Source organism: Legionella steelei (assembly GCF_001468005.1).
GTDB lineage: Bacteria > Pseudomonadota > Gammaproteobacteria > Legionellales > Legionellaceae > Legionella > Legionella steelei.
The window spans coordinates 1700098-1718600 of record NZ_LNYY01000019.1; the positions used below are offsets into that span (position 1 = coordinate 1700098).

Here is an 18503-nt window from a genome sequence, read left to right on the forward strand (position 1 = left end):
TACATTATGCCCATTGTCTGATTTGATTTTTCACTTCCAACGATAATGCGCGATGAGCCATATCAGTAGGATGAACAGAATCAGCAAAAAGGAAATTATTTGAAGTTTGTTGACATAAAATAGCCAATGGAGCAGAACAAACAGGACTTGTAACATTGTCAAATAAAAAAGATTGCCCACTGACAACCGTAGGTTCCCCTGCTTCTGCATTAAGGATTAGGTTATCCAATGCCATATAAGTATCAAAATATAAAATTTTAACATCATGACGCTTATAACGCTTTGCAATAGCACCCAGTTTTTGGTTGAGCAGTGAGTCAAACATAAAACTGAGATTTTTTATATTTGCAGGAAGCGTTGGATCCCCTATTGTTACAGCCAATCCGCTTATGAATGGAGTAACTCCGATATTAGGCAAAGACAAGACTACAATTCTTTTAGCACCTCGTGCACTAAGCGCTTCAACTTGCTGGACAATTTGAGTTGTGGTCTGGTCGATCAACTGCATGAACTCAATTGGATTAAGTTGTGACTGAATTCCAAAAAGCATGTCATTCGCACCGGACCAAATGAAGTACATTGCTTTAGGATCCAGTGTTTTTGGTGCAGTAGTTAAGTAGTTGGCAACTTGTCGTTGCACAGATGGTGCCCAATAGAAAGTGATGCCAGGCTCTGCTGCAGTTCTAGCACCTCCGCATGCATAATTAAACCCATGAAGTGGCACAACTGGTGGTGCTGGAGGACGAGTTGGATCAACAAAAATAGGAGTCGTATTGTTGGTCATCATATCCTGAAGTGATGGAAATAAAGTGCCAGGGGGTAGCAGAGGCACACCTAAGATATCATTCGCAAGATACTGAGCCCAGGTATAGCCATTAAACGTTGTAAACGTAGGCGCTTTATCAGGTATTCCATTACCGAGCGTAAACGTATTATTAAAACCACTATCCGTTAAACTATCACCAAAGAATATCACTTGGCTAATTTCACTAAATGGAACTGCTTGAGCAGTATTGGACAGCACACAACCTAAAGAAAACACGCCAACTAACACTGTCAATTGTGTTTTGGCATGTAATATCCTTTTTCTCATTTTGGCTAACATTAAATTATCTCCTTATAATGACTTAACAGCTGTAGCGTAAGCCTACTGATACTATATTGTTTGTCCCTTTGTAGTCAGCACTAACCTGATTCGCTTCTAAAGGAGCTACTAATCCGGGCACTCCTTCATTGACTTGGTTGATGCTTACAGATTGCTTATGAATGAAAATATGTGAATAAGCCCCATCAATAGAGAAATGGCTGTTTACTGCGTAAGTCAATCCTAAATTTAACCAATATTGATCTGAATCAGGAATCAGAGGAGTACGATTTTGAGCGTTTATTGGCGATTGATCCCAGGCTAATCCTCCACGTACAGTCAACGAAGAGTTGTAACGATAATCAGCACCTAAAGAACCAAAGAAGGTATTGTGCCATTTCATTGGAACAACATAAACGGTCTCAAAAGCATCTGGGGTAGAAACAACAAGATCACCCAAATAATCCCAGAAGTTCACTTGTGCTGTTGCTTTAAGAGTCCACTGATTAATATCACGAGCCAGTCCAATAGTTAGCACCCCAGGCGTTCTCAGAGTATTGCTCACCGAGGTTTCAGTATTGAACAAAAAAGTAGTTGCAGGTGAAGGAACTATATCACCAATAATCGTATATTGTTCACCATGACCACTAAGTTTGGTAGAGATTTCTGAACGATAACTCACCCCTATACGTGTCAATTGATCCAGTTGATACAGAGCACCGACCGTATAGCCATAACCCCAGCCATCACTCTTCAAATGAGTTGGTTCTGTTGCTGCAATCAATGCATCAATAGGAGGAACCCCAGTGTTGATTCCATCAAAGTGAGAAAAAATTGTTTTTAAATATTGGGCTTGAAAACCAGCACCTACAGACAGTTTTTCATTCACTTGGTAGGCAAGTGAAGGATTAATATCAACCGAATTAATCTCGGTCTTTACAGACGCATAGCGTAAAACGGAGTCTTCTGAATATTTATTATATAAGTAGAATGGCTCAACAACTGCTAGCCCCAATGTTAACTTATCAAGAGGAGTACGCCACCCAACATAACCTTGCGGAATGAACACCGCATTACTTATGTTATGTTCTGATGAATCTCCTTGTACACCGCCAGAAATGGTTGATGGTGGCGTGCCTGGTACATTAAACGTATGGGTAGCTGCTCCATCAAACATACTGATTTGTGGGATAAACTCACTTGCTCCAACATATATCTGGTTTTGTAGCAAAGTAGATAATGTTGCCGGATTGTTAAATAATGCGGAAACATCATTATTCGCTGCTGCAGCACCAGCCATTGCGGAACCTTGCAAGCTTGGGCTGGTCTCATTTAACTGAAAACCACCTGCAAATGCTGGTAAACCAACAACAAATTGAGCCATTACAACAGCAACTGCCAATTCCTTATTTATTAAACGTGAATTACTCACCTTAGACTCCTTTCTCATTTCAGTGCTTCATTTTTAAAACGCCGCAATTACCATGTCAGATTTATGAGAAAAGTTCAAATTTATTTTTATTTTCTTGTTAAAAATTAAAAGGTTTTAGAGTCTGCTTACCGTTCGCTCGATTAACCCTAGATTGCTCCCTATCTTTGGACCGGTTAAGATAGATCAAATTTAAAAATCTAAGGGAATAGATTGATGAGTGACTTTTTTCAAACGCCCCCACGTTTAGGTAATCAATATGATGATGATCGGGTTCTAAAAACGTATCTGGAGTGGAAGCTCCCTTCTTCCATGCTCAGTGAAATTCAACCTGAACTATATCATCTCGGCCAACGAACAATTGAAGACATCTATAAATTAGGGCAAGAAGCTGAAGCCTATCCACCGCAACACATCCCCTATGATCCCTGGGGTAAACGCATTGACCGTATTGAAGTATCTCATGCGTGGAAAGAACTCGACAAAATCTCTGCAGAGGAAAAATTAATTGCTATAGGTTATGAACGCAAGCATGGTGCATTATCACGTATACATCAATTTGCTAAATTGTATTTATTTCATCCTTCATCGGCAATTTACTCATGCCCTCTCGCGATGACTGATGGTGCTGCGCGAGCATTGGAGCTTTATGCAGATGAATCCTTAAAAAAACATGCGTTTCCCCATTTAACCTCTGCAGATCCCAGCTATTTTTGGACCTCTGGTCAATGGATGACTGAACGCACGGGTGGCTCTGATGTCAGTGGCACATCAACAATTGCGAGGCCAGATGGCTCCCATTTTCGTCTCAGTGGCGTTAAATGGTTTACATCTGCCACAACATCCCAAATTGCCATGACTCTTGCTCGTATCGAGGGCGCCCCCGAAGGCAGTAAAGGCTTAAGTTTGTTTTATCTAGAACTTAGAGATCAAATGGGCAAGCTGAATGGAATTAGGATTAATCGTCTAAAAGACAAGTTAGGTACTCGTGCTCTACCTACAGCAGAATTAACTCTGGAAAATGCCCCTGCGCTACTCGTTGGCGAAGCAGGTGATGGAGTTAAAAAGATTTCATCTCTATTTAATATCACACGCATCTACAATGCCTGTTGTGCTGTTGGTTATATGCGCCGCGCGATCGCACTTGCTCGTGATTATGCAACAAAGCGTGTCGCATTTGGTCACACTTTGTCAAAACATGTGCTCCATCTGGAAACATTGGCAAGCATGCAAGTAGAATTTACTGCAGCATTCCATCTGGTTTTTCATGCGATTGAACTATTGGGCAAAGATGAACTAGGTGAAGCAACAGAAGCGGAACAGGCAATATTGAGACTATTGACCCCTCTAGTAAAACTTTATACAGCAAAACAAGCAATTGCCCTGGTAAGTGAAGCTTTAGAAGCTTTTGGTGGAGCGGGTTATATTGAAGATACTGGCCTTCCACAATTATTAAGAAATGCTCAAGTGCTCTCCATATGGGAAGGAACAACTAACATTCTCAGTCTTGATGCCTTGCGCGCGATTCATAAAGAAAATGCGGCGGTATTTTTTCTCGACGACATACAGAAACGGCTGAACCACATCAACCAAAAGGAGCTCATTCATTCTAAAGTGAACACCCAACACGCAATGCACGAACTAAAAACCTACATTCTCTCTATACCTCAAATGAGTATTGAGGAGCAACAAACTGGTGCACGGCAACTTGCGTATGCATTGGCTCGCACCTATGCAGCCAGCCTCTTGTTAGAACATGCTCAATGGTCTGTGCAAAAAAATAAGGATACGTTACCCACAATTACTGCAATTCGCTGGTGTGAAAAAAATCTATCTGAACTGATCTCATTTTCGGAAAACTATGGCAAAGAATCACAATTACTGGCTATGGATTATAATGGGTTTCATAAGTAATGATTAAAAAATATGTGCAGCAGATACGAATGAACAATGACTGACGATACATTTTAGTTAATTCAATACAGGGAGTAATAATATGAATTTTTTGCATTCACGCTTTTTATCTTTTTTCTTTTTATTGTTTTTATTACCTTTGTCTGCAAAAGCCGCTGTAGATAACTCAATCAGTGTTGTTGGGAATCAAGGTTATGATCTTGTATCCTATCAACAAAAAAGTGGCCCCGTGCATGGGAATGGGAACCATGTAGCAATGTATCATGGCATTGCTTACATTTTTGCAACGACGGAAAATAAAAAAGCATTTGCGGCAAATCCAGAAAAATATCTACCTGAGTATGGCGGTTACTGTGCTTACGGTGTTGCTTCGGGTCATAAAGTCATCAGCGATCCCTTAGCATGGAAAATTGTTGATGAACGACTTTATCTTAATCTGAATAAACAAATTCAGGATATTTGGGCAAAAGATATTCCAGGCAACATTAAAAAAGCGGATGCGCAATGGCCACAAATCAAAGATAAAGATGCTTCTATTTAAAGTTTTTTAGGCATAATTCAATGAGAAAAGCATGGCTCTAGCTGTGCTTTTTGTTATGAAAAATTCCTTGCATTAAACCCTAAAGCTCTTTATTGTTAATGCCCCCAATCTCTAATCTAATGAAAATTAAGGGAATTTATGAAAAAAATAGGACTATTAGTCGGTTGCATGTTTTTCTTAAATGATGGCTTTGCCAAAACACCAATTGTTGCCCCGCAACCCACTGCGTGTATCGCAGGCAGTTTCAGCGCAACAGGTACAAGTAGCTGGAAAACCGTTTCGTTGAAACTAACCAACAATTGCAATCAAAGCGTAGATTTTCAAAATTCAACGATAACTTTTTCCAATAGCAGTAATCTGGAGACAACTTTTTGGGGAAATTTTTCACCTTTGTCTTATCCAGTCAATACCTTACAAATTACATCACAACCTCAAAGTGGAGGCACCTATTTAGCCGCACTCCCCTTACAATTTCCTACCTATCCTGGAGCCAATAGTAAACTTCCTGTAGGAAGTTCATTTACTATTATTTATGGCGAGCCTGCTGCAGATTATATCGCCAATAGTGTCTTAGTTTATTTAAACTCCCCGGTATCTACTGGCAACATCAATTTAATAAATGCTTCAGCGAAGCCTGCGAATGTAACCCAAACTTATGCGGTGGTTAATTTAACTTTAAATGGGCAAACAGTGAATGTTCAGGTTCCCTGGTCTGGACAACAACAGATATCTGGACTGGCGGCCGGAACTTATACCGTTTCACCAACTAATGTAACGGATAGTAACGGTGTCGTGTATCAAGGCGTAGCAAACCCTGCAAGCCTCACAGTTGCAGCAGGCAGTACTGTTTCCTCTACAATTAACTATACAGCAATGCAAACCGCAGCGAATATCAATCTCGCCTTAGGCGCATTACCCTCTCAATTATCTGGTTATACGGGTAATCCAGTCGTGACCTTAACTCGTCTAGACACTCAAAGTGCAACCAATGCCCAAGTGAATTGGAGCACAACTAACGTGATTAGTCAGTTAGCAAATGGAGTCAGCTATGCCTTTTCTACACCAGTAATCGCATATAATGGATACAACTGTACTCCAACGTTTACTCCAACCTCAGCTGTTGCAGCCCCTACCGCACCAACAGTGCAACTCACTTATAATTGCGTACAGGTAGCTCAAGACAGTATTCCCGTTACCATAACAGGAGCGCCCTCTTCTCTTTCTTCCATTAATGTAACCTTTACGCCAAGCAATAACAGCACACCGGTCAATGAAACCATTTCCCTAAGCAATGGAACAGGAACAACTCATGTGAGCTTAACGGATGGAATGATCTATACAGTGAGCGCAACATCAGTAAATGGTTATACAACAAGCTATTCTCCTCAACCTTTAACTGTATCCTCCTCTGCTACTGAAACCATTACGTATACCCAAAATACAAGCACTGGCGGCAGAATTATAGGTTACTTGCCCGGTTGGGATACGCCACCATCTGCAACTGATTTGGCTAATGCTGGCTATACCCATATCCTCGTGGCATTTGGAGTCTTTAGCACCACAAACCCCGGTCAAATTACTTCCGCATTCGATACCGTATCAGCAAGCTACATTCAGTCACTGCATAACGCAGGCATTAAAGTATTGCTCTCCTTAGGTGGCGCATCATCAAGCATTGCTAATACTACGGTAAATTTTCATCAAGTAGTATCAGCAGCCTCTTCACCGACTGCATTTGAACAAAAATTTCTTAGTTCATTAGAAAGCTTAGTCACTCAATATAATTTTGATGGGTTTGATTTTGATATTGAAAGTGGGCTGAATGCAGGTGGAACTTTTAGCAATCCTACAGGTGATATCGCTGTTTTAGCCAACATCATCAATACAATGCATACGAATCATCCTAATTTGCTTCTTACTTTAGCACCACAAACTGCGAATGTTGCCGCTACCTCAGGGTTTGATGCAACATGGGGAAATTATGCTTCTTTGGTGATGCAAACACATCAATCTTTAGCATGGGTCGGCATTCAAATGTATAACGCAGGGTGTACGTATGGAATAGACCTCGTTTGTTATGACCCCAACAATACAAGTAGTCCTAATGCGTCAGTAGCTATGGCTACCGATTTACTGGAAAATTGGCCTGCAACCACCCGTTCAGGACAGCAAACTGGGTTCCAACCTTATATCAGTTATTTAACCCCATCGCAGGTTGTCTTGGGTTATCCCGCACCTAACGCTTCAGGACAAAGTGATGGCTCACCCGCCGCAGTGATTGGTACAATCAAACGCGCCATACAATGCTTACGCACCGGAATCGCCAGCGCATCAAGTTGTGATACCTACATTCCCCCACGAACTTATCCAGGGTTTGGAGGCGTTTTCGACTGGGAAATTATTCATGATGAAAACAATAATTATCACTTTGCAAGCAGCCTGGTGAACTGTGTTATTCAAGGGAATTGTAATTAGGATGTAACATTGCAAGGCAATGTGTAGGCTGGGCTGATAAGCCTGAGGGATCCTCAGGCTTATCAGCCCAGCCTACTTTTTTTGTCAACGAATTACCCAAACACATATAGGGAAGGCATCACCTTGCGAACATGCTTTAGTGTTTTGTTTTTTCCTTAGTTGCATCGCCAAATAACCAGTCCGTGCTCACTTCAAGCTCATCGGCAATTCTTTGCATGGTATTGTCATCTAATGCAACAACCCCATGGAGTAAAGCTTCAATTTTAAATTTAGGTAATTGAAACATCTTTGAACACGCTTGCACGCGCTCTGTCATTAATGCAGGAACACCAAGCTCATCAAGCTCATAGTGCAAACGTTCAGTTAATTTTTTGTTTGACATGATAGTCTCCTCTTTTTTATCAGTGTAAAACAAATAAGCTTAAGGATTGATTAACAACAAAAAATTTTTATAGGGTCTGTAAACACCTATTACAGAAAATAGTTAATCAGCGGCAGACGCGTCTGTAGGCTGGTTGTTAAGCCCAGCATTTGCAAAGTTAATTCTTACTCTCCAATGTCTATCATTGCCCTCATATAAGCCCAATTAACAAGTGCTTATCCATTGGTTTTAGGAACGAAGTATATTGGCATTTTACATGCTGGGCTTAATAGCCCAGCCTTCGCTTATTTAGCGTTAACAATGAATTAACTAACATATACACGGCAGTCTATCTCAGAAGATGACTAATCAGCGGCAAAAGCAATACATTGAGGAGGCCTACTAAAATCATCGCCAAACTCGCAATGGTTCCTTCGGTATTTCCTATTTTACGAGCCTGAGCAGTTCCTGCGGCATGAGCCCCAACGCCTAAAAATGCACCGCGAGCAAGAGACGAATTAAAAGATAAGTACATGAGTATTAGCTCACCAATAACAGCTCCCAATATCCCTGTAAGAATAACGAAAATGGCAGTCAGATCTGGGGTGCCGCCAATAGCACGCGAAACTTCCATGGCAAATGGGGTGCTAATTGAGCGAGGCAACAAGCTCAAGCGTAAATTGTCATCAAGACCTAAAAGAACAGCTAATACCCAACTTGAGAGTATTGCAGTGAAACTTCCGGCAAATACGCCAATTAAAAGTACCAACCAATGTTTACGAATGAGCGCGCGCTGTTCATAAATAGGAATTGCGAAAGCGACAGTCACTGGCCCAAGTAATAAGACCAGCCATTTGGTACCGCGAAAATAATCCTGATAACTGACATGCAATACATGAATCATGGCCGCAACAAGGATAGGGGTAAGAATAAGCGGCATAAGCCACCAAAATGACCACCGACGATGCAGCTGTTTGACAATAAAGTACAGACCTATCGTGATAAAGGACCAAAACACTGTTTGTGTTGCTGATTTAACCAGCATGAGACTTAACATATTCCGAACTCCAACGATAACAGTAATCCACAACAAGCGCAGTAACCAACATCACCAAGAGCGTGCTTAATACAATAATGAACAGAATTTTAAGACCTAAGATACTCAGAAACTCATGATGTTCGAGTATGGCAAGTACTGCCGGAATAAAAAACAACAGCATATCTCCAAGGAGTAATTCAGTACCCCGTTTTATACTGTCTAATCGGATGCGTTTGGTCATTAAAAGAAGTAATACCACCCCTAGGCCAAGAATGCCGCCAGGCAAAGGAAATTTGACAAAGTGCACGACAAGGTCACTTGTTAACCAAAATAAACAAACCAATCCAACTTGGAATAATGGGTTTTTCTGAAATTTTAATGACATATATTAAATCTTTGTGATCATTATTTTTTCATTAAAGTGTACATCTTTATTTATTATGAATAAAATGAATTTATAGACTTATAATCATTCTATTATGGAATAGTTTATGGAATTTAAACCGCTGCGCGCATTCATCGAAGTCGTACGTCAAGGTAGTTTTTCCAAAGCCGCAGAAATTCTTTTTGCGACCCAGTCTACGGTGAGTAAAGCAATCAAACAACTTGAAGATGAATTGGGTGTTCCTCTCATTGAACGCTTTAAGAAACGCAATGTACCGACGAAAGCAGGTGAAATTGTGTATCACCGAGGCCTTAAACTACTTGCTGAGCGTGATGATCTTCTTAAAGAGCTTGATGAGATACGTGGTTTAAAGCAAGGACGATTACGCCTAGGTATTTCTCCTGTAGGAAGTAGTACTCTATTTGCCCCCCTTTTTGCGCGTTACAATCAGCTCTATCCAGGTATCGAGGTAGAACTCATTGAACATGGAAGTGACAAGCTTGCTGAATGTTTGCGGGCAGGTGATATAGACTTCGCAGGAACCTTACTTCCTATTCCTGAAGAGTTTGATTGTCAACCGATCCGCTCTGAACCTTTGGTTGCACTTTTAGCGTCTAATCACTCATTAGCAACAAAGCACTCTATTTCCTTATTGGAACTTAAAGAGATCCCTTTCATTCTTTTTGGTAGTGGTTTTGCTTTACATCGTATGATTATCGATGCGTGCCAACGAGCAGGTTTTGAGCCTAAAATAGTTGCTCAAAGCAGCCAAATTGATTTTATGTTAGAGCTTGTTTCAGCAGGTCTTGGTGTTACATTTTTGCCACAAATGATCGCCATGCAAAGGCAAAACAAGCAAATTCATTCTCTGTTACTTAAAGAAGATAAGCTGCAATGGAATATGGCAATGACTTGGCGTAGGAACTCCTACCTTTCTGAGGCCGCGAAAGCATGGCTCGCTTTAGTACGTGAAGTGCATGTTCACGGTTAGAACCGATGAGAGATACTCTTAAGACGAAGATTTCTTTACTGTACTTTGTTAAACTACTGGGAAGAAATACACAGATACATATTAAGTCAGGTATAAAACCATAGGGGTGGATCTTTATTATGAAAATAAACTTAAAGACTTATCTGCAAACGTTAAAAATGGAACCTTTACCTGGCAATGCTTCAAGTGATGAAAAAATCAATTTTTTAAAAGCCCTCTATTTTGCTCATGTACAGACGTTCCCATATTCAAATTTTGAATTAAGAAAAATTGCCAAGCAGCACCCAGTCCAAAGAAACTCACTATCTTTCTTTAGCTATAAGAATTTACTTACTGCAGAACATGGTGGATATTGCTTTCAAACAGCCGCCTTATTAGCAGATGCATTAACACAAATGGGATATACCGTTTCATTCTGTGCTGCACGCGTTTTGATGGGTGCTACAGTCAATTCATCCGAAATACTAAAGCTACCTCCATCGCATCTCGTATTAAAAGTGCAAATTGATGAGAAACATTTTTTCTTAGATCCTGGACTCGGCTCCTCTGCCCCTCGCTTTCCAATACTGATTACAGGTAAAGATGAGCCAATTACGCAAAATGGAGATGTATTCAAGTTTTATTCTGTTGATAATACTTATGTTCTAGAGAAAAAAACACGGCAGGGATGGCTGCGCTTAGCGCAGACCGATTTGCAAGCCATAAGCAAAGAAAAGGCCGCAATGAATTTACTCAAACTAGAGCGCTATCCAGAGCTAATTGGCATACGCGATTCTAAAGTTGTCATTGGGAGCATTACCGAACATGGCCGTAAATCATTGGCCTGGGATGTCCAATCAAAACAATTGAAGTTTTCAAAAAGTGAAGGTGATGAGAATACCCAAAAAACATTAGCCAGTTTTGAAGAGGGTTATCAAATACTTGCTGATGAATTCGGCATCGACCATGTTTCAGCTGAAACATTAGAGGCTTACTGTACAGAAACCACCTTGCCAAAGCCAATAAAACCTTGGACTGTTGATTTTCCTCTAGATCAATCAGAATTGAAAAAAATGGAACAGAACTTAAGACCGTAGACTCAGCCGTTAATGCAAAAATATGCTATACTTAACCGCAAATGTTATACAAATTGATTGATTTTTTTACAAAAAAGAGGAGAAAATTTAACTCCTAGGGAAGGAGTTTACCAGTTCAAGGAGAGTAGCCATGGACGATAGAAATCATGATGAAGTACGCCAACGCATTATTGCTATAAATGGCAAACCCTTTTCACAAAGTATTGCTGCAAAAGGAATGGATTATATTGAGCAAGAACTCCAAAAGAAACTCGACCTGCGTGAATCGATTAATACAGAAAAATTAAAGCACTATACCTCCGTTTTTAATCCCTTAGCAAAGCTCATTTATGAAGATAAAGACGCACAAAAAAGCCTTAGAGAATTACGAAGATTATCCGAACACTCAAAGACTAAATTGGCGCTACCAACCTATCCGAAGATAAAACCCAAAATAAAAAGCGGGTCATTGCTCATTGTGACAGCTCCTCCTTATGATTTTGATTGGACATTTGATTCTTTAGTTCATGATAATACCGGGGGTCAAGCAGAGGCATCTAAAACAGATGGACGCTTTATAGCAGACTATAGCGTTTTTAGTGGTGGTTCTGCATTAGGAGCTTCAGGTATAGGCATATTTTTTAGACCTATTGCAGAGAGCACCTGGGTTCGTTTTTCGCCGTTTATAAAATATAGTTTTGCATGGCACGATTGGTCCAACTTAGGACCGACAGCACATAGTGATGGTTATCTTGCAATTCGAGTCATTAGTTTTGATTTTAGTGGCAATGATGTTCGCATCGAACAAGACCCACGGTTTCAACTATGGAGTGACGGCACAGGTTGGTCTGAAGATCACTCAAACTCAGACAATGACGAATTATTCCCCGTTGGGCAAAGTACACTTTTTTTTCAAGCAACAAGTGATCGTTTGTATAATTTGTGGGTATGGGGATACTCTGATGGCGATGGAACTGATGGTGATATTTTCTGGAGTAATTCCTGGGGAAGTCTGAAAATATTTGTGCCGTTCGCGGCGATTGAGCAATGGAGTTAAGCTTCTCATATGCTTACCTCAACTTGATAATTGCTAAGGATTTTATGAACGGTGATTTTTCGTCTCAACGCAGCCTATGTTTTGTTGCAGTTAATATTAAGGGCGCAGAATGTGGGAATTGTATGTATTTGGACAATTTTTATTCTATTACGTCATTATACTTTAAGTTTGAGACATTTCTTACATGAATATGAGATAAAAAAGCGATGATTATTTAGAACATTTTGCTATGCTTAATTCAACGAGGAATGACAGTGGATGTCTTAAAGGGAATTTATAGCATCATGGAAGACGCTATACCACAAGGATGTGGTTACTCTCCTCGTCTTATTCTGCAAATAGGTCTGATTATGCTGATTGATCAGGCTTAATTTTTTTTATCCTAGATTCGTCTTCACATCAATTTTTTTGAACTTCTTATTTAGATATTCTATTGAGTAGAAATTCCTCATTGCGACAATCTATCCGTGATTTAGCAAATGGGCTATCACCCCTGCCCTCTCACACAAATGGGAAAGGAAGTCCATTGTGCTCAACCAATCAGAAACCACCTTCTCCCCAAAGGGGAGAAGGGGCTCTTCAGAGCGGATGAGCGATTAGTCCAATTAAAAAACCATTAGACACTTTCAAGATCAAATCGTCTATTTTTGGAGATCACTGCGATTTAACAGACTTTTGGCTCAAATTAAGGGCTTAGAGTTCAAATAACACCTTGACTCAAGATCATTTATAGTACATCTTATGTCAACTTTACCCTTAAGAGCCAAAAGATGATCATTAGTGAGCTATTTCACTGGCTTCACGTCAATGAAGAAGCACTTCCAAGTTCCAATCCTCCCCTATCCAGAGATCTACTCCAAACAGAACAAGAGCAGGCAAAGATTACAAACCGAAAGCTTGTGGCAAAGATACGTCTTGCCAAATTAAGTGGCCAAGAGACAGAACATTTCATAAACGAATTAGACCAGCATAATGTGTTTATGAATTATCTTGAGTTTTGCCAGCTACAATTGGCTGAAGGTGTGGACGGCTCTTTATTTTTAATTACATTTCAATACTTGTTATCTAAATCTCAACAAGAGGTACCGTATCTAGGCAGCAAATGGAATGAACTATTTTTTGCTTTATTGCAGGTAGATAAAAATAAAGCACTTTCTTTATATCAAGACAATGAAGCCTTATTTAAAAATCATCCTGAAATTCAGAAACAAGTTGCGCTTGAGCTGGAGATACAAAAACGCGATGAAGAAAGGAAACGCGTCGAACACCATTTAAGCCATTTAAGCGAACAACTCTCTGCACAAAAAAATCCCCTAGGAGTCATTGGCTTATGTAGAGAATGGATTGGCGATACCGAGTTGTTTGCTGCACTAATCCTCTGGCTTGTACGACGCAACGTCAGTGAGCAACATATTCTCCACACGTACTTGCTACATGATTTCCTGAAATACCATCTATTTACTTTGTACTCAGAAGACAATGAAGTGTTTCGCTTATATGCTCTGCTTAACTGCTTTCCTGAAGCGAAGCAACTCATAGACACCGCACAACAAATAAGTAGTGATGAAGAAGCATTTCGGCAATATGCGCTCGATGGAACTCTGAGCAAAGGCGAATTAGAGAATATCGCGCGAACAGTAAATCCCTTACAATTTTCTTTAACGCCAAGCAATTTTTTGGCCTTACACCAACTCTTTGGCCAACAATTTCTCATCGCAGCAATCACTGCAGTAGAAGAAAAAAATGCACCATGGTTGCACATACTAGGCCATACCTTAAATCAACCACCAACGATTGTGCAGGGCTTATCTACCATTATTAATGTTATTGCGCGAGAGACGTCCCCTAGAGCTTTAGAATATCTGGCTCATTTAATCAAGGATGATACCGCCCAACAACTTCTAGCTCATAATGAGGGCGCTGTATTTTATCTATTACCTTATAAACCGAATCTTTTTGAGCATATCAATGAAGAGAATGTCGCTCACTTTATTCAACACATTACGGTGGGACATACTGCTGAGCCCGATATTATTTTCCAATTGATGGCATTATTCTCGATGCTATCGAAGAAAAACAGTCCTCTGACCCAACTCGTATTTGAGGCAATTCTTGATAACCTCGCGCTTCATCCCATGCTGCTAGACGATGACAAATTGGTACGTCAGTTAAGAAAATATCCTGATTGCGAGACAATCATTAAGCGGAAAAGTGAACAAGCCAAGCAACAGCTTAATCAGTGCATTATTGAGCAAACCAGTGAACCGGCGTTGAGTAGCCACAACCATCATCTTATCGAAGATACTTGGCTTGATACAACAAGAAAACTTGCGGTATTTGATTTAATCAAGCCGCAAGCAAAGTTCCTTCTCGATAATAAATATGCACTACGAGCAAAAACAGCTGAAATTGCGTTCCGTTGTCATGGAGTACATTTTGATTTAAATACTTTTATCGAGGCGCTATCGTTGCCTCCTGTAGTTACCGATGAAGTCAGTGAATACGAACGCGTGTTGGTTGAACTTCTTGCAGTCATCGACAATGGCCCCATCAGAAAACAGATCATTCAACGATTAGAAGATGCTCCAGTACAACGACTTAATTGGGCAGAAAAAGAATATGAAGGCAAAACAATTTTTATTAAAGCCGCACAACATGGCAATCTTGGCTTAATTACTCTGTTGGCAGAGCAAATTGCCCCAGAAGCATGGAGCAAAGCAATAAGAGCAGCGACAAAAGCAAATCAATGGCCTGCAGTAGATTATCTTTGTCGACATAACAAAGTACAGCTAAGCTCTGATGGTCTCGTAAAAATCATTTTTCTCGCAGCTGGGCAAGGTCAACTACACATTATAAAATATCTTTTAAAGACTTATGATTATGCCCCATCCTCAACTGAACTGCTTAAAATTCTTAATGAGGCCATTACTAACAATCAGCTGCACATTATTCAGTTTTTTTATAATTCTGCGGAGAATATGCCGCGTCAATCAGAGCTTAATAAACAGTTTCATACAGCGGTTGCACTAGGACATTGGGATATCGCGCTATTCATGGCTCATTCAGAACAGCATCCCCCCTCAATTGTCGCAATTGAAAAAGCATTTCACCAAGCAGTAAATACGCTGCAACTGGAAGCAATCAGCAAACTGTACCATGCAACGAATCCACCGCGAGCGTCGCTCATTCAGCGAGTTTTTGTAAAAGCCTGTGAAGATGGGCATTTACCTCTGGTTCGATGCCTACATAAGTTACCTGTAAAACTACCTCCAGATATTCTTGGGGAAGCATTAGCACAGGCGAGTATCAATGAGCATATGGACATCATTAGCTATTTATGTAATTCATCAATTAACGCTCCCAACCAAAATTCAGTAAATCAAGGACTTATAGCTGCAGCAAAATCAGGAAAGCAAGCACCAATAGAATTTTTTTGCTCCATGAGCACCCAAAATAAACCGTCTAAACACAGTATAATTCGTGCAGTACAAGAGACTGTTAAAAATAACCAGTTAGAAACATTTATTGCCCTATGTCACATACCCCAGAATCTTCCAGGTAGATTGGCGATGATAAGAGATGGATTTCTCCTTGCAGCTAGAGTGGGAAGGCTGAATATCATTGAATATGTAGGTACGTATGAAATGGATGTGCTCAATCAACAAGTTGTTGGGAAGGCATTAATCGCGGCAGTAAAAAATAATAAGCCAGAAATTGTTCGCTATTTATGTGAACTGCCAATCAATACACTAGAAAAAAAATCGCTAAGAGTCGCGATTAAAAAAGCAGTTGCAAGCGGCCAAACTGACGTTGCTGACTACTTAAGTGAGCGACTGCACGGCAAAGCAATTCAGAAAAAAACAGACGCTGAATTCGATAGTCCAGCGACTGATAATGATTCAGAACTCGGTAGCGTTTTAGAACTTGATAATGACTCAGAAATCGATGTAGGCATTACGAGCGATTCACCTGTAGATAATCAAGTAGAAACTGATAAGCGCTTAGCCATTGATAACAACCAAGAAATTGAACCTGAAGTTGTGTCGCGTCAAAACAACGAAGCTGGGGTCTCATTACAAAAACATGGGCTTTTTAAAACGAAAAGACAGCAAAATATCCGCGCCACACCTGCTGATTTAATTGGCACGCATGTTTTGCGCTGATGTTTGCGCTTAAATGAGCGCGTTGGTAGAAAAACCCCGGGTCCCGGGGTTTAATCCCTCGTCGTTATCCTGCTTCTGTGCCACCACCGCTTGAGCTACCGGTCCTTGTTGCCCAAATGTAGCCATTAAAGACTTAGCATCCCGTTCTAATGTTGCAACATTAGCTTCCAAAATGTTCTTATGCGCTTTTAATTTTTCGGGATTGCCTACCTCATCTTCTCGTTGCTGCATGTTGGTTTTTGCCAAAGATAAATCATCTTTTAGCGTTTTATTTTCTGCTTCTAGTGCAGCAACTGCGCTCATTAATTGATTACGTTCTGCATGACGCGCACAAATTGTTTGTGCGGTGCGGATTTCTGTTAGGTCAGATAAAAAATGGATGATTAAACTTTTTACAAAACCAGGGTTTGCATCCGCGATAAAAGTGATCCAAAATCCTGGTTCAGAGCGCCGGGGATTTTTATTTAATTCATTGAGCTTATCTTGTTTATCAAGTATTTCTTGAGCCTTAGCAGTTATTTTACCGGCTAGAGTAACCATTTCTCTTTTTGCCCGCGCCATTGCATCTATTGTTTCAGAAACATTGAGCAGCGCTTTTTTAAATTCATAGATAATAGCTATCAAATCTTCATCGGTAAGCACATCTAAAATACAATAGTCTTCATCACTGTATTTAGCACCGTGTTGCGCTTGTTTTTCGGCCTTGCTTAATCTTGCAAAAGCATCCTTACACTGACTAGCAATCGCTTCCTCCTCTAATCTTAGAATATTGCTTATCGCCTCGAGCATGCTCGCATGTGTTTTTTGATTATCATTATGAAGAATAGAAATAGTATGACTCATTGGGAACCTAAAAACACCAACCAAGGGTGATCAATTTTAACACAAAAAGACCGATTATTGATATCCTGGGATTTCTGAAATCAATGTTGTCCTGACTAAAGATAGAAAATCGAATGACTCTAGTCTGGCGACTCGCAGCGGAGTCTCATCTGGGTAGTCAGAAAATCCTGGTTACAAGCAACCAGGCTACTTTTGCATGGTGCATTGGCTTTTGTTACCCACCTGCTTTGGGAGTAATCTGCGATCCTATATTTTCCTGCTGTGTTTCAAATTTTGTTTTCTCGTTAAATAATGTCCACTTAAAATCATGAAAATCTTGGAATTTTCCCTGAACAGCTGCCACAACATAGCCTATCCCTGTATATCGGGCCACAACATTACCTATAGATGCCATTTTGTCGGCAAAACTGCGATTTTCTTTTAAAATATTATTAGAAGAATGGTTTAAAATTCCGCTTATATTACTTTTAAAACTATCTAAAGAGGAATGAGCAAAACGACTTTGGCTTCTGAATTGAGAACATGCATTATCAAGATTTATTGCTGTAGCTAAAGCTGCGTCTGCTTGTTGATATGAAATTGTTTCTTTGGCTTTCTCATCCCTATCTAATGAACTAAAGGCCTTCGTTATCGCTTTATTGAGTTCCACATCCGCAAAAGATTTACCCTCTTTATACGATTTAAGTGCCTTTGAAAGTTCTTGTTTTGCTGGATTGTGCGTTACTTTCAGAAGCTCTTCCACACCTAGGATACGCAATTGTTTTGTTTCTGCTTGAATTGATTTTAAATATTCGTCCTTTTGCTCACTTACTAAATCTTTATAAAATCTAAAAGCCGTTAAACTCATACATCGAACCATATTCATATCATAAACGTAGGTGTTTTGACCATCCTGATAATCTATAGCCAATGGTTTTAATTGTTGTTTTCCTAAATAGTGTTTTAAATCTTCTTTCTTGTGTACTTCTCCATATCGCTCAATAATTGCATTTGCAACATCTAATTGTTGTGCTCTGATTGCCTTGTCAAACAATTGCTCATCTTTTAAATAGCCTAAGGAAGCATTTTCTAAATCCTCAGCATCTAAAGTCTGAATTTGTTTTATTGCTTCCAAAGGATTATCAGCAATCAGTTTAAAAATCTGTTCTAGTTTCTTTTTATCAGAT

The 18503-nt window shown here is 40.0% G+C and carries 14 protein-coding genes; 7 read left to right on the forward strand and 7 right to left on the reverse strand.

Features of this window, described 5'->3' with window-relative positions:
• Nucleotides 1-4: 4 nt before the first annotated feature.
• Together Lste_RS11615 and Lste_RS11620 are read right to left on the reverse strand one after the other, a co-directional pair.
• The gene (locus Lste_RS11615) at nucleotides 5-1105 is read right to left on the reverse strand and encodes an SGNH/GDSL hydrolase family protein (RefSeq protein ID WP_058511090.1); all 1101 of its coding nucleotides are present in this window, start codon (nucleotides 1103-1105) and stop codon (nucleotides 5-7) included.
• A 22-nt stretch (nucleotides 1106-1127) separates the two neighbouring features.
• Nucleotides 1128-2516, reverse strand: coding sequence for an OmpP1/FadL family transporter (locus tag Lste_RS11620; RefSeq protein WP_058511091.1), 1389 nt, complete (start codon nucleotides 2514-2516; stop codon nucleotides 1128-1130).
• Nucleotides 2517-2729: 213 nt separating this feature from the next.
• Between Lste_RS11620 and Lste_RS11625 the strand changes: the two genes are divergently transcribed.
• The 3 genes from Lste_RS11625 to Lste_RS11635 all read left to right on the forward strand — a co-directional run bounded on the left by Lste_RS11625 (nucleotide 2730) and on the right by Lste_RS11635 (nucleotide 7443).
• Complete coding sequence (locus Lste_RS11625) at nucleotides 2730-4427, forward strand: acyl-CoA dehydrogenase family protein (RefSeq protein WP_058511092.1); 1698 nt, start codon at nucleotides 2730-2732, stop codon at nucleotides 4425-4427.
• Between the two features lie 82 nt (nucleotides 4428-4509).
• Nucleotides 4510-4968 carry a YHS domain-containing (seleno)protein gene (locus tag Lste_RS11630; RefSeq protein WP_058511093.1) on the forward strand — a complete coding sequence of 153 codons (459 nt, stop codon included), beginning with the start codon at nucleotides 4510-4512 and terminating at the stop codon, nucleotides 4966-4968.
• A gap of 138 nt (nucleotides 4969-5106) precedes the next feature.
• Nucleotides 5107-7443 carry a glycosyl hydrolase family 18 protein gene (locus Lste_RS11635; protein WP_058511094.1) on the forward strand — a complete coding sequence of 779 codons (2337 nt, stop codon included), beginning with the start codon at nucleotides 5107-5109 and terminating at the stop codon, nucleotides 7441-7443.
• A gap of 136 nt (nucleotides 7444-7579) precedes the next feature.
• Here the strand turns inward: Lste_RS11635 and Lste_RS11640 are convergent, their stop codons facing one another.
• The 3 genes from Lste_RS11640 to Lste_RS11650 all read right to left on the reverse strand — a co-directional run bounded on the left by Lste_RS11640 (nucleotide 7580) and on the right by Lste_RS11650 (nucleotide 9228).
• The gene (locus Lste_RS11640; RefSeq protein WP_058511095.1) at nucleotides 7580-7825 is read right to left on the reverse strand and encodes a hypothetical protein; all 246 of its coding nucleotides are present in this window, start codon (nucleotides 7823-7825) and stop codon (nucleotides 7580-7582) included.
• A gap of 328 nt (nucleotides 7826-8153) precedes the next feature.
• A complete protein-coding gene (locus Lste_RS11645; RefSeq protein WP_058511096.1) occupies nucleotides 8154-8861 on the reverse strand; it encodes an LrgB family protein in 708 nt (235 codons plus the stop codon).
• Nucleotides 8839-9228, reverse strand: a complete 390-nt coding sequence (locus Lste_RS11650; RefSeq protein WP_058511097.1) for a CidA/LrgA family protein — start codon at nucleotides 9226-9228, stop codon at nucleotides 8839-8841. Before Lste_RS11650 ends, Lste_RS11645 begins: the two co-directional genes overlap by 23 nt.
• 106 nt (nucleotides 9229-9334) lie before the next feature.
• Here Lste_RS11650 and Lste_RS11655 point away from each other — a divergent pair, with 106 nt between their 5' ends.
• The 4 genes from Lste_RS11655 (at nucleotide 9335) to Lste_RS11670 (ending at nucleotide 16494) form a co-directional block, all read left to right on the forward strand.
• The gene (locus tag Lste_RS11655) at nucleotides 9335-10219 is read left to right on the forward strand and encodes a LysR family transcriptional regulator (RefSeq protein ID WP_058511098.1); all 885 of its coding nucleotides are present in this window, start codon (nucleotides 9335-9337) and stop codon (nucleotides 10217-10219) included.
• Nucleotides 10220-10338: 119 nt separating this feature from the next.
• Nucleotides 10339-11295 carry an arylamine N-acetyltransferase family protein gene (locus tag Lste_RS11660; protein ID WP_058511099.1) on the forward strand — a complete coding sequence of 319 codons (957 nt, stop codon included), beginning with the start codon at nucleotides 10339-10341 and terminating at the stop codon, nucleotides 11293-11295.
• 130 nt (nucleotides 11296-11425) lie between these two features.
• A complete protein-coding gene (locus Lste_RS11665) occupies nucleotides 11426-12331 on the forward strand; it encodes a hypothetical protein (RefSeq protein ID WP_058511100.1) in 906 nt (301 codons plus the stop codon).
• Between the two features lie 770 nt (nucleotides 12332-13101).
• The gene (locus Lste_RS11670) at nucleotides 13102-16494 is read left to right on the forward strand and encodes an ankyrin repeat domain-containing protein (RefSeq protein WP_058511101.1); all 3393 of its coding nucleotides are present in this window, start codon (nucleotides 13102-13104) and stop codon (nucleotides 16492-16494) included.
• 9 nt (nucleotides 16495-16503) lie between these two features.
• Here the strand turns inward: Lste_RS11670 and Lste_RS11675 are convergent, their stop codons facing one another.
• Nucleotides 16504-17337 carry a hypothetical protein gene (locus tag Lste_RS11675; RefSeq protein WP_058511102.1) on the reverse strand — a complete coding sequence of 278 codons (834 nt, stop codon included), beginning with the start codon at nucleotides 17335-17337 and terminating at the stop codon, nucleotides 16504-16506.
• A 214-nt stretch (nucleotides 17338-17551) separates the two neighbouring features.
• A complete protein-coding gene (locus Lste_RS11680) occupies nucleotides 17552-18451 on the reverse strand; it encodes a hypothetical protein (RefSeq protein ID WP_157070733.1) in 900 nt (299 codons plus the stop codon).
• Nucleotides 18452-18503 lie beyond the last annotated feature (52 nt).

Excerpts from the sequence above, each read along its gene's own strand:
- Lste_RS11615 (WP_058511090.1), bottom strand. The coding sequence starts at position 1,105 with ATGTTAGCCAAAATGAGAAAAAGGATATTACATGCCAAAACACAATTG.
- Lste_RS11635 (WP_058511094.1), top strand. The coding sequence starts at position 5,107 with ATGAAAAAAATAGGACTATTAGTCGGTTGCATGTTTTTCTTAAATGAT.
- Lste_RS11630 (WP_058511093.1), top strand. The coding sequence starts at position 4,510 with ATGAATTTTTTGCATTCACGCTTTTTATCTTTTTTCTTTTTATTGTTT.
- Lste_RS11655 (WP_058511098.1), top strand. The coding sequence starts at position 9,335 with ATGGAATTTAAACCGCTGCGCGCATTCATCGAAGTCGTACGTCAAGGT.
- Lste_RS11665 (WP_058511100.1), top strand. The coding sequence starts at position 11,426 with ATGGACGATAGAAATCATGATGAAGTACGCCAACGCATTATTGCTATA.
- Lste_RS11675 (WP_058511102.1), bottom strand. The coding sequence starts at position 17,337 with ATGAGTCATACTATTTCTATTCTTCATAATGATAATCAAAAAACACAT.
- Lste_RS11670 (WP_058511101.1), top strand. The coding sequence starts at position 13,102 with ATGATCATTAGTGAGCTATTTCACTGGCTTCACGTCAATGAAGAAGCA.
- Lste_RS11640 (WP_058511095.1), bottom strand. The coding sequence starts at position 7,825 with ATGTCAAACAAAAAATTAACTGAACGTTTGCACTATGAGCTTGATGAG.
- Lste_RS11625 (WP_058511092.1), top strand. The coding sequence starts at position 2,730 with ATGAGTGACTTTTTTCAAACGCCCCCACGTTTAGGTAATCAATATGAT.
- Lste_RS11645 (WP_058511096.1), bottom strand. The coding sequence starts at position 8,861 with ATGTTAAGTCTCATGCTGGTTAAATCAGCAACACAAACAGTGTTTTGG.
- Lste_RS11660 (WP_058511099.1), top strand. The coding sequence starts at position 10,339 with ATGAAAATAAACTTAAAGACTTATCTGCAAACGTTAAAAATGGAACCT.
- Lste_RS11650 (WP_058511097.1), bottom strand. The coding sequence starts at position 9,228 with ATGTCATTAAAATTTCAGAAAAACCCATTATTCCAAGTTGGATTGGTT.